General features: G+C 71.2%; 14 protein-coding genes. 5 read left to right on the forward strand and 9 right to left on the reverse strand.

Annotated features, from left to right (window positions below; translation table 11 throughout):
* Positions 1 to 22: 22 nt before the first annotated feature.
* From BLT23_RS37370 to BLT23_RS37400, 7 genes are all read right to left on the reverse strand, one after another.
* The gene (locus BLT23_RS37370) at positions 23 to 1,000 is read right to left on the reverse strand and encodes an ACP S-malonyltransferase (RefSeq protein ID WP_090059660.1); all 978 of its coding nucleotides are present in this window, start codon (positions 998 to 1,000) and stop codon (positions 23 to 25) included.
* 399 nt (positions 1,001 to 1,399) lie between these two features.
* Complete coding sequence (locus tag BLT23_RS37375; protein WP_090059662.1) at positions 1,400 to 2,383, reverse strand: hypothetical protein; 984 nt, start codon at positions 2,381 to 2,383, stop codon at positions 1,400 to 1,402.
* Between the two features lie 66 nt (positions 2,384 to 2,449).
* Positions 2,450 to 2,668: an acyl carrier protein gene (locus BLT23_RS37380; RefSeq protein WP_176947116.1), complete on the reverse strand. Its 219-nt coding sequence runs from the start codon at positions 2,666 to 2,668 to the stop codon at positions 2,450 to 2,452.
* Between the two features lie 116 nt (positions 2,669 to 2,784).
* Entirely contained in the window at positions 2,785 to 3,318 is a 534-nt protein-coding gene (locus BLT23_RS37385; RefSeq protein ID WP_090059666.1) for a MaoC family dehydratase, read from the reverse strand.
* Positions 3,315 to 4,550, reverse strand: coding sequence for a beta-ketoacyl-[acyl-carrier-protein] synthase family protein (locus BLT23_RS37390; RefSeq protein WP_245744565.1), 1,236 nt, complete (start codon positions 4,548 to 4,550; stop codon positions 3,315 to 3,317). Before BLT23_RS37390 ends, BLT23_RS37385 begins: the two co-directional genes overlap by 4 nt.
* A complete protein-coding gene (locus BLT23_RS41180; protein ID WP_176947117.1) occupies positions 4,550 to 4,768 on the reverse strand; it encodes an acyl carrier protein in 219 nt (72 codons plus the stop codon). The genes BLT23_RS37390 and BLT23_RS41180 overlap by 1 nt, the downstream gene beginning before the upstream one ends.
* A gap of 77 nt (positions 4,769 to 4,845) precedes the next feature.
* The gene (locus BLT23_RS37400; RefSeq protein WP_090059671.1) at positions 4,846 to 5,859 is read right to left on the reverse strand and encodes a beta-ketoacyl-ACP synthase III; all 1,014 of its coding nucleotides are present in this window, start codon (positions 5,857 to 5,859) and stop codon (positions 4,846 to 4,848) included.
* 318 nt (positions 5,860 to 6,177) lie between these two features.
* On the opposite strand from BLT23_RS37400, the gene BLT23_RS37405 reads away from it, so the two are divergent.
* The 5 genes from BLT23_RS37405 to BLT23_RS37425 are packed head-to-tail and all read left to right on the forward strand — an operon-like array spanning position 6,178 to position 13,933.
* Positions 6,178 to 9,018, forward strand: a complete 2,841-nt coding sequence (locus tag BLT23_RS37405; protein WP_176947118.1) for an AAA family ATPase — start codon at positions 6,178 to 6,180, stop codon at positions 9,016 to 9,018.
* A gap of 15 nt (positions 9,019 to 9,033) precedes the next feature.
* Positions 9,034 to 9,381, forward strand: coding sequence for an acyl carrier protein (locus BLT23_RS37410; RefSeq protein WP_090059674.1), 348 nt, complete (start codon positions 9,034 to 9,036; stop codon positions 9,379 to 9,381).
* On the forward strand, positions 9,378 to 10,598 hold the full coding sequence (locus BLT23_RS37415) for a beta-ketoacyl-[acyl-carrier-protein] synthase family protein (protein WP_090059676.1): 1,221 nt from the start codon (positions 9,378 to 9,380) through the stop codon (positions 10,596 to 10,598). Before BLT23_RS37410 ends, BLT23_RS37415 begins: the two co-directional genes overlap by 4 nt.
* Positions 10,599 to 10,630: 32 nt before the next feature.
* A complete protein-coding gene (locus BLT23_RS37420; protein ID WP_090059678.1) occupies positions 10,631 to 12,448 on the forward strand; it encodes an acyl-CoA dehydrogenase family protein in 1,818 nt (605 codons plus the stop codon).
* A gap of 30 nt (positions 12,449 to 12,478) precedes the next feature.
* The gene (locus BLT23_RS37425; RefSeq protein ID WP_090059679.1) at positions 12,479 to 13,933 is read left to right on the forward strand and encodes an acyl-CoA carboxylase subunit beta; all 1,455 of its coding nucleotides are present in this window, start codon (positions 12,479 to 12,481) and stop codon (positions 13,931 to 13,933) included.
* Positions 13,934 to 14,078: 145 nt separating this feature from the next.
* Here BLT23_RS37425 and BLT23_RS37430 read toward each other — a convergent pair whose 3' ends face one another.
* Entirely contained in the window at positions 14,079 to 14,651 is a 573-nt protein-coding gene (locus BLT23_RS37430; RefSeq protein ID WP_090059681.1) for a carboxymuconolactone decarboxylase family protein, read from the reverse strand.
* Positions 14,652 to 14,792: 141 nt separating this feature from the next.
* Positions 14,793 to 15,566, reverse strand: coding sequence for a FadR/GntR family transcriptional regulator (locus tag BLT23_RS37435; RefSeq protein ID WP_090059682.1), 774 nt, complete (start codon positions 15,564 to 15,566; stop codon positions 14,793 to 14,795).
* Between the last annotated feature and the right edge of the window lie 137 nt (positions 15,567 to 15,703).

Here is a 15,703-nt window from a genome sequence, read left to right on the forward strand (position 1 = left end):
AGTGAGCGGGCGGCGGGTGGTCTCATCCGGCGGCAGCCGCCGGCACGAGCGCGGGATCGTCCTCTGTGGACCGGACCAGGGTGGTGAGAACGGCTCTCGCGGTGCACTCCACGAAGGTCCGGTGACCCTCCGCGCGCAACGTCCGGAGGGCGTCGAGGAAGCCGACAGGTCGCACGAGGTGGCTGGTCAGCAGCTCGCGGACGTCAGCGGGCCGCTCGACCCACCGCCCGAGCACGGGCGAGAGGAGCGGGAGGGACGGCGCTGCGCAGTCGATCGTGCCGACCACGGCGGAGAACCGTTCCGCCGCGTCGCGGAGCATCGCGTTGTGGAACGGGTAGGACACGTCGAGGCGGACGCTGTCGACGGACTCGGCCGCGGCGAGCTCGGCGAGGTCCAGCAACTGCCCGGCCGGGCCCGAGACGACCACCTGGTCGGCGCCGTTGTCGACGGCGAGAACGGTGCCGGCGCTCGACAGGCGTTCCAGCAGGCGGTCCGCACTTCGCCGGTCCGTGCGCAGGGCCACCATTCCCCCGCCCACCGGCGGACCGGCCGAGCGCAGGGCCTCGTCCCTGGCGACGACCAGGTGGACGCCCGTCTCCAGCGAGATGCTCCCGGCGGCGACGAGCGCCGCGAACTCCCCCAGGCTGTGCCCCACCAGTGCGGCTGGTGTGACGCCCCAGCAGCGGGTGTGGATCTCGTGCAGGCACATCTCGGTCGCGAAGATCGCCAGGTGGAGCCTGCCCGGATCGGTGGCCGCGAGGCTGCGCAGCGTCGGAGCGGCCCGGTCGGTCAGCAGGTCGGCCACGGGCGGCCCGCCCGCGGCCGAGGAGGCGGCGGTGATCCGCTCCAGGACCGCCGGAAGACCGGCGAAGTCGTCCGTGAGCTCCCGGAGTCCTCCCGGGAGGTAACCGCCCTGTCCGGGGAAGAGCAAGACCGGAGCCGCCTGTCCCCCGGTCACCGGGTCCTGCCCGCTGGTGCTGGTCGCTCGGCCGTTTCGCATTCGTTCCCCGCTCTCGACTGGCACTCGATCGGTGCTCGCTCTGCGGAGACAGGCCCGGCCTGTCCCTCGCCTGCCCCACCGGAGTGCCGGCGGTGTCCGAGCAGGCCGTCACCCGAAGCCGGGTTTCGGAGGTCTGGACGCAGCCGCGGCGGCAGGGCCGTACCGCCAGTCAGGCTATGGACGGCCGCCAATCGGACCAAGAAGGCGTTCCGCCTCACGGAACCCGTCGAGACCTGGTTTCCCGCTCGCGGGAGACCGCGCTCAGCGGCCATCTCGTCACCTCACCTCGTCGACCACCGGTTTTTGCCGTCGTGACGAGGCTAAGTTCGTTTGCCGGGCTAATGACTGTGGAGTACCGCAGTCGTCGCCGTACTCCGCAGTGACCGTTCCGCAGGAAGCTCACACCGTCGTGCTCGGCACCGCGCACTCCAGCACCTCGGTGGGACCGAGGCCGCTGATGGCGCTGACGACCTCGTTCACCACGACCAGAGCCGCGGGCGAACCGGCCGTCAGTCCGATGGTGCGGGCACCGCGGATCCAGTCGGGCAGGATGCCGTCCGCGCTGTCGACCAGGTGCGCCGGAGTGCCCCGCCGCCGGACGAGCTCGACCAGCCGGGCCGACGCCGGCGAGGTCACCCGGTCCACGACGAGGAGCAGATCCGCGTCCTCGATGACGGTGCGCAGGAACCTCCGGCGGCTCGCGCCAGCGCCGCAGGGCTTGTCCCCGTGCACCACGGCCGCGTCGTGTCGCGGTGACGGCGCGGTTCCGGTCGTCTCCTGACACATGCTGCTGTCCACGACGACCAGACCGCGCCGCAAAGCCTCGCCACGCGCGTAAGCCGGCAGACCGTTCACCGCGAACACGACGGTCGCACCGCGCGGTACCGCGTCGAACCCGTCCACGACGAACGCGCCGCGCTGAGCGAGCTCGTCCACGAGACAGGTCTCCTGTCCTGCCACCCCGTGCACGTACACCGCGTCCGACACGCACTGCGTGATCTCGTCCGCGCGCCTGGTCCCCGCCGGGCACGGGCGCGGCGCGGCGAGCAGCACGGTGCGGGGGCCCATGACAGACGCCCACTCCATGACGCTTTGCCGCACCGCTTCCCACACGTCGCGCGAGGCACCCGCGAACAGCTCGGTCCCCTCGCAGCCCGCCACCGGAACACTGAACACCACGACCGGACCCGCGCGCACCTCCATCCGGCTCCGCACGACCACCGGCACGCCTCGGCGGCTCAGTGATCCGCGCAGCAGCGCTCCGGCACCGCACCAGACGACGCGATCCGCGTCCCGCAGCTCGGCACTCAGCACAGCGTGGCCCGGCGGCGCGTCTCCCGCGTCCGCCGTCGACGAATCCGGCATCGTCGCTCCGGCTGTCATCGCATCCGTCCTCTGTGGAGCGTCGGTCCACTGCACGCAGGTGCCCGTGGACGAGTCAGCCGCATGTCAGGCGGTCGGCAGCCTGCTGTCGATGAGCTCCGCGGCACCGGCCACGGACTGCTCCGGGGTGAACTCCTGCTCGTCCACCTCCACCCCGAACTCCTTCTGCGCCACCATCGCCAGCTCCACCAACGCCAACGAGTCGAACTCCAGCTCCTCGAACGTCACACCACCCGCCACCCGATCAGCAGGCGCACCGAAATGCGACACCAGCAACTCCGCCAACCGATCCACAGTCACACCAGCACCCACGACCACATCTCCCACCACTCGATCGAACCGGCGAAACCCGGCCGGAGGTCTCCCGCCGGGCGGCCGTCACCTGAGGAACTGGTTGCACGCTAGGCAGTTCGGCGAGGCCCCGCCCTGTGGAACTCCACAGGTTCCGGCTCGGGCACCGGAGGCCGCTGTTCCCCGCCCTGGTACAGCATCAGAACGTCCACGGTGTACGCGGGCCGGGCCTTGCCCTCGACCTCGGCCACGACCGACAGGACGACTTCCGTGAACCCCCGCACGCGCGCCCTGGCCGAGGAGAGGGTCGCGGTGGCACGGACGCGCCCGCCCGCCGGCACCGGCGTGGTGAACCGCAGCCGGTCGACGCCCTTGTTGATCACCGCGGACGCCTGCTCGACGCGGAAGATGTCGTCGAGCATGGGGATGAGCAATGACAGCGTCAGGAACCCGTGTGCGACGGGGCCGCCGAACGGCCCGTCTTCGGCGGCGCTTCCCGCCTGGTGGATCCACTGGTGGTCACCCGTGACCTCGGCGAATCCGTCCACTGTGGACTGACCGACGGTGACCCAGCCGCTGGTTCCCAGCTCCTCGCCGACCGCGTCCACCAGGGCGGCGGGTGAGGCGAACACCCTGACCGTCACGACCGCGTCACCACCAGGACGGCGTTCTGACCGCCGAATCCGAACGAGTTGCTGACCGCGGCGCGCAACCGGCCCGGGCGGGGCTCCTTCGCGACCACGTCCACCTCCACCTCGGGGTCGAGCGAGTCGAGGTTGGCCGTCGGCGGCACGACGTCGTCCCGCAACGCGAGCAGGGTGCACACGGCCTCGATCGCTCCGGCGGCGCCCAGGGCGTGACCCGTGACGCCCTTGGTCGAGGTCACCGCGACGCCGTCGCCGAACACGCCCCGGACCAGCCGGGCCTCGGTGACGTCGTTCAGCTTGGTCGAGGTCCCGTGCGCGTTGACGTGGTCCACGTCGTGGGCGGACAGCCCGGCGTCTTCCAAGGCAGAGCGCACCGCTCGTTCCGCCGCGGCGCCGGACGGGTCCGGCGTGGTGGCGTGGTGGGCGTCCGCGGACGCGCCGTACCCGCTGATCAGGCCGTGGACACGCGCACCTCGCACACGTGCGTCGTGGTTGCGCTCCAGCACGAGCACGGCGGCTCCCTCGCCCGCGACGAAGCCGTCGCGGGCGGTGTCGAACGGCCGTGACGCCGCCCGCGGGTCCGAGGTGCGGCGGGACAGCGCGCCCATCCTCGTGAACCCGGCGATCATCGTGCGCGTGATCGGTGCGTCCACGCCACCGGTGATCACGACATCGCACCGGCCACCGCGGAGCAGCTCACGCGCGGTGCCGATGGCGGTGGCGCCCGAGGCGCACGCGGTGGCGGTCACCAGGTTCGGGCCGCTCGCACCACATTCCATGGCGAGGTAGCCCGCGACCATGTTCGGTGCGGACATCGGCACGAGGAGCGGCGAGACCGCGCCGACACCGGAGGAGTCGAGCTCCCGTTGCTGCGCCTCGTAGGTCTGCACACCGCCGAGCGCGGTGCCGATCACGACGCCCACCCTCGCACCGTCCCAGGTGGACGGATCGAGACCCGAGTCGCGCAGCGCTTCCCTCAGAGCGACGACGGCGAGCTGGGACGACCGGTCGAGCCGCCAGGCCGCTCTCCTGCCCAGTTCCCGATCGGGGTCGAACCCGGGCACCCGGCAGGAGAAGTCGACGGGCATGCCCTCGAGCGCCGGGTCCGGAGCCGCCGTGGGTTCCCCGGAGAGAACCCGCCGCCACACCTCGTCCACCCCGATACCCGCGGGGGTGACCAGGCCGAGTCCGGTCACCGCCACCCCGAACCCCGGCATCGCCTGCGGCATCAGCTCGCCGCCCGCCTGCTGTCGATGAGCCGCGCCGCACCGGCCACGGACTGCTCCGGGGTGAACTCCTGCTCGTCCACCTCCACCCCGAACTCCTTCTGCGCCACCATCGCCAGCTCCACCAACGCCAACGAGTCGAACTCCAGCTCCTCGAACGTCACACCACCCGCCACCCGATCAGCAGGCGCACCGAAATGCGACACCAGCAACTCCGCCAACCGATCCACAGTCACACCAGCACCCACGACCACATCTCCCACCACTCGTTCGAATGTCCTGCCATCGACACACCCGGTCAGCCCAGGTCGAGCTCCGGCCACGTCAGCACCGTCGAGCCCCACCCGAGGCCGGCGCCGAACGACGTGACGAGGACGCGGTGCCCGGGCTCGATGTCACCGGCGGCCGCGGCGTCCGCGAGGACCAGCGGGATGGAGGCGGCCACGGTGTTGCCGACGCGGTCGACGTTCAGGACGAACCGCTCCTGCGGGACCGCCAGGTCGCGGGCCACGGCGGAGATGATGCGGGCGTTCGCCTGGTGGCAGGCGAACCTGTCCACGTCCTCGACGCGCCACCCGGCCCGGTCGAGCACCTTCACGGCCGACTCGCTCATCCTCGTCACGGCGTTGCGGAACACCGGCTGGCCGTCCATCCGGAAGTGGACGTCGGCCGGGTCGAGCGGCTCCCCCGACCCGCGTTGCTCGGAACCTCCGGCGGGCACGATCAGCAGGTCCGCGTTGGAACCGTCCGCGCCCAGGTCGAACGGTCCGAGGGCACCCGGTTCGTCCGGTGTTCCCGCGCGCAGCACGACGGCACCGGCGCCATCGCCGAAGATCGCCAGCGTGGTGCGGTCCAGCGGGTTCAGCACCGTCGTGAACGTGTCCGCGCCGATCACCAGCACCCGCTCGGCGCTCCCGGCCGCGATGTGCCCCGCGGCCGTCGCCAGCGCGTACACGAAGCCGGCGCAGACGGCGTTGAGGTCGAAGGCGGCCACACCGGTGAGCCCGAGACGGTGAGCCACCTCGGGGGCCGTCGACGGGCAGGGGTGGTCGGGTGTGGTCGTGGCCACCACGACGAGGTCGACCTCGGAGCTGCCCGACGACTTCAGGGCGCGGGCGCCCGCCTCCACCGCCAGCACCGACGTCGACATGCCCCGGTCGATCACCCGGCGTTCCCGGATCCCGGTCCGCGTCCTGATCCACTCGTCCGACGTGTCGAGCTGCCGGGCGAGGTCCGCGTTCGTCACCACCCTCGGGGGCAGCCAGGTACCGATTCCGCACAGCACCGCGGCGCGGCGATGATGCCCTGCCATAGGTCTCCTCAGTCCGTTCACAAGATCAGGCGGTTCATACGAGCGGAACGGCTCCGCTCCTCCGTTCGGGACAACCGGAACGGCGCTCGCCGGACGACGTGGCGCGCCGCCGATCTCGTCCCCGCACGACGCGGTCGAAGCTAATGACCACCGAGTTGTGCCGCCCTGTGGAACTCCGCAGCGACGTATCGGCCACCGAATCGTTCACAATCGGGACGCGCGGGTATCCGTGCTGGAAGCGAAAGGCCGCAACAGAACAAACACATGAGCGCCGAACACGACCCGAACGGACCAGTCCGACCTCACGGAGCGCACTCCATGGCCGACGAAGCGAGCCGATGCCAGTCCGGAACCACTCTCGTCGGCCGCACCGCCGAGCTGACGCGGATCTCGGAGGCCCTCGCGGCGGCGAGTGCGGGCACGCCGTCGGCGTTGCTGCTGGCGGGTCCGACCGGGATCGGGAAGACCACGCTGCTGAAGGCGGCCTGCGGGGCAGCACGGGAACGCGGGTTCCTGATCGGACGCGCCGCGGCCTCCCCGATGGAGCGCGAGATGCCGTTCGCCGTGGTCCAGCAGTTGTTCGAGCACCTGAGCGAGCGGTTGCCGCCCGACGACGCCGACCAGGTCGCCAAGCACGGCCGCGACGTCATCGGCGGTACCCTCGGGGAAGCGCAGACCGACTTCGGCGACCTGCACGTGCACCGGGCGATCCGGGGCGTCTACCGCGTGGCGGCCGAGCTCACGCGGCACGGACCGCTGTGCCTCGTGATCGACGACGTCCAGTGGGTCGACGTGCCGTCGCTGCGCTGGCTCAACTACTTCCTGCACCGGATGACCGATCTCCCGGTCGTGGTGCTGGTCACCCGCACCTCCGGCCTGCGCGCCACGGATCCGCTGCTGGTCGCGGAGCTCAGGATGAACGGGGAACGGCTGGAGCTACCGGGGATCTCGGCCGAGGACGTGGTCGCTCTCACCGAACAGGTGCTCGGGCAGCCGCCCGACGAGGTGTTCGTCACGGCGCTGCTCACCGCCACCGGGGGCAATCCGCTGGTGGTGCGCCAACTCCTGACCTCGATGCGGGGCCAGTCGGTGCCTCCGGACCGCACCGGCGTGCACCACCTCGGCAAGTGGGGGCCCGAGGTGCTGGGCGAGTCGGTGCTCGCCCGGCTCAACCGCCAGTCCCCCGGCCTCGTCAGGACCGCGACGGCGATCGCGGTCGTCGAACCGGCCGACGCCGACCTCCTGGCCGCGATCACCGGCGTGGACCTGGCCACGATCCGCAGTCACGTGCGAGAGCTCAGGGGCATGGGCGTGCTCGCCCCCGCCGACAAGCTCGCGTTCGCCCACTCGGTCATCAAGAACGCCGTCGAGAACGCGACCTGCGAGGAGGAGAAGCAGCGGTTGCACGCCACGACCGCGCGTCTGCTGCACGGCAGCGGTGCGTCCAGCGTCATGGTGGCGCGCCACGCGCAGCGGTCGGCCGCGCCTCTCGGGCGGTGGGCGGCCGAGTCGCTGCAACGCTCCGCCAACGCCCTGATCGCCGAGGGCGACCCCCGGAGCGCGGCCAAGTTCCTGCGCAGGGCACTCCAGGAGGAGGTCACCCCGGACCTGCGCCGTGATCTCCTGCTGCGCCTGGGGCTCGCCGAGACCTACTTCGCTCCGCGGGACGCGGTGGGCCACCTCGAGGAAGCCATGAGGGAGCTCGAGGACCCCGAGCAGATCCTCTCGGCGGCTTATCTGCTCGCCCAGGTGTTCTACGTCGAAGGCGAGTACGACAGGGCGAGCAAGATGCTGCGCCGGACCATGGACGAGATCAAGCCGAAGATCCCCTCAGCGGTCGACGTGCTGCGCTTGGTGCACCAGCTCACCGTGCCGGCGCCCAGGACCGCGCAGGAGCGGGTGGACCTCCGTCAGATCGACAGGGAGGACTGGACAGGGGACGACGCGAGGAGCCGGTTGATCGCGGCGATGATCGCGGAGTCGGCGAGCAGCGCGGGGACCGAGCTGTCGCTGGGCCGGGACGCGGCTCTCGCCGCGTTGTCCCGCGGCCCGGCCGAGCTCCTGGGCCACCCGCAACGACTTCTCGCCTCGCTCAACGCCCTCATCCGCGCGGACGAGCTGGACCTCGCGCTGCGGTACTGCGACGAGACCCTGCTCGAGGCCCAGCGCGAAGGACTGGTCCTGCTCGAACTGTTCGGGCACACGCTCCGCTCCCGCACGCACTACCACCGCGGCGCGGCCGTCGAGGCGGCAGCGGACTCCAAGCTCGCGCTGTCCGCGGCACGCAGCGCGGCGCTGCCGGCTGACCACTTCGGGTGCATCTACGCCGCCGACGCGCACGTCCGCGCTCTGCTTCTCCTCGGGGACGTCGACACCGCGCGCGAAGTCCTGGAACCGTACGGCTTGTCCGCTCCGATGCCACGGACCTGGCAGCACACGGCGCTTCTGCACGCACGCGGCGCCGTGCGGATGGAACTCGGTGATCCCGTAGGAGCGTTGGCGGACCAGCTCGAATGCGGTGGACGGTTCAAGTCGTGGGGCTTGGGGAGCCCGGCGGTCCGTCCTTGGCGTTCGCACGCGGCACGCGCGATGTTCCGCCTCGGCCGGCGGCAGCAGGCTCTCGAGCTCGCGCTGCAGGAACTGGAGCTCGCCCGTGAATGGGGCGCACCGACCGCCGCCGGTCTCGCGCTGCTGACCGTGGCGAGCGTGAGCGGCGGCAACGCGGGACCGTGGCTGCGGGAGGCGGAGTCGCTGCTCAGGGATTCGCCGGCGCGGTTGCTGTACGCGCAGGTGATGGTCGAAATCGCCGCGATGGAAGAGAAATCGGGACGTGCCGCGACCGCGCAGTCTCATCTGGCCGAGGCGCGGAAGATCGGCGAGCAGCGCAACGTCCTCCTCGCACCCCGGCGCGCCACGGCTCCGGTGATGCCCGAGGTCGTTCCCGCCGGTCCCCGGATGACCCCGCAGACCCTCACCCCGCACGAGTACCGGGTGGCCAGACTGGTGCTGGAGGGCAACTCCAACAACGAGATCGCGCAGAGGCTGAGCGTGTCGCGGCGCACGATCGAGTTCCACCTCACGAGCATCTACCGCAAGCTCGGCCTGCGTCGCAGGACCCAGTTGTCGGCCGCTCTCGCGGGGCTGGAACCGAAGACGTGACGTGAATTCCGGGTCGTGAGGCCGACGCTGCGGTTCTCCACAGTGTCCGGTCACGTCTCCTCCCGCACAGTGGTCGTCGCCGCCCTCGCGGCGCACCGGAATCCACTCACCGCAGGAGGAACCGCCTTGCCCAGCGTGTACGAGACCATCACCGAGATCCTCACGACCAAGTTCGCCGTCCCGGCACAGGCGATCGCGGAGGACACGGCGCTCGAGGACGTGCTCACCGACTCGCTCGACGTGGTCGAGTTCGGTGTCGTCGTCGGTGAGCACTACAACGTCCTGATCTCCGACGAGGAGCTCGAGACGGTCACCACGATCGCCGACGTGGCCGCGCTGATGGGCAGCAAGGTCGCCGCATGACCGCCCGTTCCGGCATCGTCATCACCGGCAGGGGGATGGTGACACCGGCCGGTTCCGGTGTCGACGAGAACTGGAAGCGCGTCAGCGCCGGGGAACCCACCGCCGTGCTGGGCCCCGACCTCGGGGTGCTCGGCACCCAGGTCGTCTGTCCTGTCACGGATTTCGACGCGAGCCTGCACCTCGGGCCGGGGGCGCGCCGCCTCGACCGCTACAGCCAGCTCTGTGCCGTCGCCGCGGACGAGGCCGTCGCGGACGCGGGGCTGCGAACCGGCGAGTGGGACGGTGCGCGCGTCGCGATCGTGCTGGGCGTGTCCGTCGGCGGTGTGGAAACGCTGACAGCGCAACACGTCGCCCTGCTCGAACGCGGACCGGCCGCGATCTCCCCGCTCACCATGCCGATGTCGCTGGTCAACATGGTCGCGGGGCAGCTCGCCATCAGGCTGTCGGCCACCGGTCCCAACCTGACCGTGTCGACCGCCTGCGCGTCCGGTGCGACCGCGATCGGAACGGCCATGCAGCTGCTGCGGGCGAACGCCTGCGACATCGCCATCGCCGGCGCGTCCGACGCTTCGCTCGTGCCGCTGGTGCTCTCGGCCTTCGCCAGGATGGGCGCTCTCACCAAGCGTTCCGCCGATCCCGCGCGCGCCTCCCGCCCGTTCGACCGCGACCGGGACGGGTTCGTGGCCGCGGAAGGCGCGGCCATCGTCGTCCTGGAACGCGAAGACGACGCCCGTGCCCGCGGTGCCTCCGTCCGCGGCAGGATCCTCGGCTACGGCGCGACTTCGGACGCCCACCACGTCACCAGCCCCCATCCGGAGGGAACCGGGGCACGAGCGGCGATGACGGCCGCTCTCGCCGACGCCGGGCTCAGCGCCGCCGATGTCGGCCACCTCAACGCGCACGGCACGTCCACCAGGCTCAACGACCAGGCGGAGGCGAAAGCGGTGCGCGCGGTGCTCGGGGACCAGGTCCCCGTCGCGTCCACCAAGGGCGTCACCGGCCACCTCCTGGCCGCCGCCGGGGCCGCCGAGACCGTGTACGCCTCGCTCAGCATCGAGCACGGGCTGGTGCCCCCCACCGCCAACCTCGACACCGTGGACCCCGAGATCGGCCTGAACCTCGCCGCGGTGCCGAGGAGGCAGTCGATCCAGGTCGCGATGAGCACCTCGTTCGGCTTCGGCGGCCAGAACGCCGCCCTGCTGATCGGCGCACCCTGATCTTCTCCCCCACGACTTCCAGGAGTACGCGAGTGGTTCCGCACGAGACCAGCCCAGCGACGTCCGAGCTGCGCGACCTGTTGAGGTACGGCACCGACGACCAGCACGACAGGTTCGCCAAGCTCTTCTCCGCGGAGGTGTTCGACCACGTCGAGGGTCGCTCTCCCGCCGAGAACGCGGCACTCGCCTACCGGCGCCTGCGGCACGTCAACGCCGAGCTCGGTCCGGCAGCCGAGCTCGTCACCGGTGACCTCGAACGCTTCCTCGTGCTGCACGAGTGGGCGGGCGTGCTCGACCCGACTCTCGTGTCGGTGCTCACCATCCACTACAACCTCTGTCTCGGCGCGATCCTCGAGCTGGGCGGCGGCGAACGGCCGGAGCTCGCCGCGGTCGTCGGCGAACTGTCCCGGATGGACTCGGTCGGCGTGTTCCTCGCCACCGAGCTGGGCTACGGCAACAACGTCGCGGAGATGCGCACGCGGGCGGTGTACGACCGTGCCACCGACGAGTTCGTGCTCACCACTCCGAGCCACGAGGCGCGCAAGTTCATGCCGAACACCGGCCTCGACGGCGTACCGAAGATCGCCGTGGTCCTGGCCAGGCTGGAGCTCGACGGCCAGGACGAGGGTGTCTTCCCCTTCGTGGTGCGGATCCGGGACGAGAACGGTCCCCTGCCCGGCGTGGACATCCAGTCCCTGGGCGACAAACCGGGCCTGGCGCTCGACAACGCCGTCACCACCTTCCGCGGCGTGCGGGTGCCCCGCGCACTGCTGCTCGACGCCCAGGAGCCGGTGATCGGCCAGGACGGTGCGCGGACAGGTGCGGCGAAGTCGTTGCGCCGCAGGTTCAACCGCGCGATGACGCGGGTGCAGACGGGCAAGCTGTGTCTGACCTCGGCCACCGCCGCGGCCGCTCGCGCGAGCCTGTTCATCGCGGTGCGGCACGCGTTCGCCCGGCACGTCACCGTGTCCGGTGGCCGCTCGGTCCCGGTGATGACGTTCCGCACCCACCAGGCCCAGCTCCTCGACGCGCTGGCCCGCACGTGCGCAGTCAGCGTGCTGCTCAACAGCACGAGGAGGCAGGCGGCAGAGGGCCCATTCGCCTCCGTCGGGGTCAAGCGCGCGCTCGCGATCACCAAGGCGCTCGTCACCTGGACGGCGCAGGACGTGGTGACCACCTGCATCGAGCGCTGCGGTGCGCGCGGCATGTTCACCCACAACCGGATCTCGCCCCACGTCGCACTCGTCCAGGGTTCGGTCACGGCAGAGGGCGACAACCAGGTCGTCCTGCTCGACGCCGCGAACGAGATGCTGCTCGGCCGTGACTACACGCCGCCTCCCGCGGTGACGGGGGACGGTTCGATCGACGACCCCGAGCACCTGCTGCGGCTCTTCTCACACCGCGAGCGGCGGATCTTCGAGAAGGCCAGGGCCGCCCGCGGCGACGGTGCCGACCCGTTCGAGCGAGCCAACTCCGCCGCGCTGCTCTCGGCGGAGCTCGGCAGGGTGCACGGCGTCCGGCGCACACTCGAGGAGTTCCACGCCGTCTCACTCCGAGCCACCTCGCCCGAGGCCCGGACGGTCCTCACCGCCCTGCTGCTGAGGTTCGGGCTCGCGGAGCTGGGCAGGGACGCGGCGTGGCACCTGGAAGAAGGCAGCCTGACGTCCGCCCAGACGCGGGGCATCCCGGCCGCCATCACCCGGCTCGACGCGCTGCTGGTCCCGGAGGCGGAAACCGTGGTGGCGGCCTTCGGGTTCACCAACGAGGTTCTGCGCGCGCCCATCGCCGAGAACGACTACGTGCGGGCCTACGCGGAGCTGCTGCCGGTGCCCGGCCTGCCACTGATCTGAGCGAACAGCCTTTGAAGACAGGGGAACCCCGTGGCGACGACCGACACCCGCACCACCCCCACGCCGACGAAGCCGACTGCCAGAGAGAGCCTCGACGCGCTCGTGGACGCCGGCAGCCTCCTCGAGTTCGGCGCGGACGCCCGGCACCAGTGCACCGCTTTCGGCATGCAGGCGAAACGGCCGGCGGGTGACGCCGTGGTCACCGGCACCGCCGAGATCGACGCCCGGCCCGCCGCGGTGTTCGCCCAGGACGTCTCGGTCCTGGGCGGCACCCTCGGCGCCACGCACGCGCAGAAGATCGCCCAGGTGCTGGACCAGGCCGAACGGGCGTGCTGCCCGGTCGTGGGCGTCCTCGACTCCGGCGGCGCGCGAATCCAGGAAGGGGTCTCGGCCCTCGACGGGTACGCCTCGATCTTCCGCCGCAACGTGGCCCTGTCCGGCCGGGTGCCGCAGATCAGCGTCATCCTCGGGGCCTGCGCGGGCGGCGCGGCGTACTCCCCCGCGCTGACGGACCTGATCGTGATGGACCGCCGCGCCCACATGTTCCTCACCGGCCCGAAGGTCGTGCGGAGCGTGACCGGCGAGGAAGTCACCGCGGAAGAGCTTGGCGGCGCGGGCGTCCACTCGACGACGTCCGGCCTCGCGCACCTCGTGGCCGAACGTCCGGAGGACGCGTTCGGCCTCGTGCGCAAGGTGCTCTCTTACCTGCCGAGCTCCTGCTGGGACGCCCCCCCGCTGCACCTCGCACGCACCCCGGAGCTGACACCGGAGGTGCCGGCCGAGCAACGCCGGACCTACGACGTGCGGCGGGTCGTCCGCGGTCTGGTCGACGCGGACAGCTTCCTCGAGCTCCAGCAGCACCACGCCACCAACATCGTCATCGGCTTCGCACGTCTCGACGGGATGCCGGTGGGTGTGGTCGCGAACCAGCCCTGCTCACTCGCGGGCACGCTCGACGCACGAGCAGCCGAGAAGGGCGCGCGTTTCGTCCGGATGTGCGACGCTTTCGGTCTTCCGCTCGTCACCCTCGTCGACACGCCGGGCTTCATGCCCGGTCGTGCGCAGGAGACCGAGGGCGTGATCCGGCGTGGTGCCAAACTGTTGTACGCCTTCGCCGAGGCGACCGTCCCGCGAGTGACCGTGATCCTGCGCAAGGCGTACGGCGGCGCCTACATCGTGATGAACTCCAAGCAGATCGGTGCCGACCGCGTCTTCGCCTGGCCCACCGCGGAAATCGGCGTCATGGGGGCGGAAGGCGCGGTGGAGGTCGTGTTCCGGCGTGAGCTGGCCGCGGATCCCGGACGGCGTCAGGAACTGCTGGACAACTACCGCGCGGAGGCGCTCTCGCCATCGCTGGCGACGTCCCGGCAGGCGGTCGACGCGTTGGTCAGCCCCGCCGAGACCCGCGACGCGATCATCCGGACGTTCCGCCCGCTGGTACGCGCCTGCCGGCCACGTCACCGGCACGACAACATGCCGCAGTGACGTCGGCTCCGGCACCACACCGAACCGTTTGAGCTCCGGTGCCGCACACGCGTCGCGTTCGGTGTTCACGGCCAGGTGACCCACCGGCCGTGGTGGTCCGTCCGGCGGACGGACCACCACGGCACGGCGAAGTGGCGCGCTCCGGTCATCCGGAGAGCAGCCAGGGGTCGATCGGCGTCCGCAGGGTGTTCAGCAACAGGGCCAGCTTCTGGTACTCGCCGACGAGGACGACGAACTCGATCAGCTCCGAGTCCGAGTAACGGGCGGACAACCGCTCCCACGTGTCGTCCGCCATGTCCGACCCGGCGAGCATCTGGTCGACCGCGGTGAGCAGGGTCCGCTCGTGCTCGTCCCACCGGTCGTCCGGCTGGGCCAGTGCCACGCGGGCGATCTCGTCGTCGGTGACGCCCGCCTCGCGGGCCGCGGGACAGTGCTGGGCCCACTCGTAGGGGCAGGGCACGCGTGCCGCGACGCGCAACAGCGCGAGCTCGCGATCCCGGGCCGGCAGGGAACCGTTGGCCAGGTGGCGCACCTGGGGGACGAGGACGCGGTAGAGATCGGGGTTGCGCACCAGCGTCGTCAGCGCGTTGAGCGGCGGATGCTCACCCTGGTGGCGCAGAACCGCACCACCGCCGGTGTGCACGCCCAGCAACGCCGCGGCTTCTCCCACCTGCTCCTCGGTCGAGAGCGGCGGAATCCTGGGAACTTCGGCGGACATGGTCCCTCCACGACAACGGCACTGGTCAGCGACCGTTCATCGTCGTAGCGGACGAGAGACTCGGCCAAACCGCCGTTCCGCTCTTCTGAACGCCACCGCGGTGATCAGCCGCACGCCGTCTCGTAGCGGCCGGTGAGCGCTTCACCGGTCCAGGCGGCCGGGATTCCCCGCGTCGCCGCGACGCACCAGCCACGCCTCGGTGATGTGGGTGAACATGGCCTCCGCCGCACCAGCGGGGTCGCGGGCGGCGATGCGGTCGAAGACACGCCGGTGCCCGGCGTTCGACGCCTGGCACAGCTCGCGGCTGGTCTCACCGCGGTAGCCGGCCGTGTCGAGGACCTGCGACTGCAGCGAACGCACGACGCCGCGGGCGATGCGGTTTCCCGCCGCCAGCATGATCGCGTCGTGGAAGAGGCGGTCGTGCTCCTCGTAACCGGTGACGTCGTCGACGAGCTCGTCCATCCGGTCCACCAGTGCTCGCAACCGGTCGACCGTGTCGTCATCCGCGGTGCGTGCGGCGACCTGCGCCATGTCGGACTCGAGCAGCCTTCGGGTCACCACGAGGTCGTCGAGGGTCGCGAGGCTCTCGTCCTCGGCGATCGCGGCGAGGAGCACCTGCGCGTCGAGCATGTTCCACTGGGCGGGCGGGTTCACGGTCGTGCCGGAGCCCTGGCGCACCGTGACCAGGCCCTTCTCCTGCAGGACCTTCACCGCCTCGCGGATCACCGTCCTGCTCACCGAGAAGGTCTCGCAGAGCACCGGCTCGGGCGGCAGGGGCATGCCGGCGGGACAGCTGTGCCGGACGATCCGCTGCACCAGTTCCTCGGTGACGGCAGCGGCGAGGCTGGCCGGTCTCCGCGTCCACAGTGGACTCGCGGGGGCGCCCGGTTCCGCCTGCCGTCCTGTCGTTGTCATGCTCGACTCCGTTGGGCCGCAGCGTGGTGATCTCAACCCCGGAGTATACGTAACACCATTGACGTCACACGTCATACGAGTTACGTTCGTGGTGTTCTGCTGGCCGACTTCCGCACTCGTTCGCTCCGCCCGAACGA

The sequence above is a fragment of the Lentzea fradiae genome (genome assembly GCF_900100955.1).
Lineage (GTDB): Bacteria > Actinomycetota > Actinomycetes > Mycobacteriales > Pseudonocardiaceae > Lentzea > Lentzea fradiae.

Excerpts from the sequence above, each read along its gene's own strand:
- BLT23_RS37370 (WP_090059660.1), bottom strand. The coding sequence starts at position 1,000 with ATGCGAAACGGCCGAGCGACCAGCACCAGCGGGCAGGACCCGGTGACC.
- BLT23_RS37430 (WP_090059681.1), bottom strand. The coding sequence starts at position 14,651 with ATGTCCGCCGAAGTTCCCAGGATTCCGCCGCTCTCGACCGAGGAGCAG.
- BLT23_RS37390 (WP_245744565.1), bottom strand. The coding sequence starts at position 4,550 with ATGCCGCAGGCGATGCCGGGGTTCGGGGTGGCGGTGACCGGACTCGGC.
- BLT23_RS37375 (WP_090059662.1), bottom strand. The coding sequence starts at position 2,383 with ATGACAGCCGGAGCGACGATGCCGGATTCGTCGACGGCGGACGCGGGA.
- BLT23_RS37405 (WP_176947118.1), top strand. The coding sequence starts at position 6,178 with ATGGCCGACGAAGCGAGCCGATGCCAGTCCGGAACCACTCTCGTCGGC.
- BLT23_RS37435 (WP_090059682.1), bottom strand. The coding sequence starts at position 15,566 with ATGACAACGACAGGACGGCAGGCGGAACCGGGCGCCCCCGCGAGTCCA.
- BLT23_RS37415 (WP_090059676.1), top strand. The coding sequence starts at position 9,378 with ATGACCGCCCGTTCCGGCATCGTCATCACCGGCAGGGGGATGGTGACA.
- BLT23_RS37400 (WP_090059671.1), bottom strand. The coding sequence starts at position 5,859 with ATGGCAGGGCATCATCGCCGCGCCGCGGTGCTGTGCGGAATCGGTACC.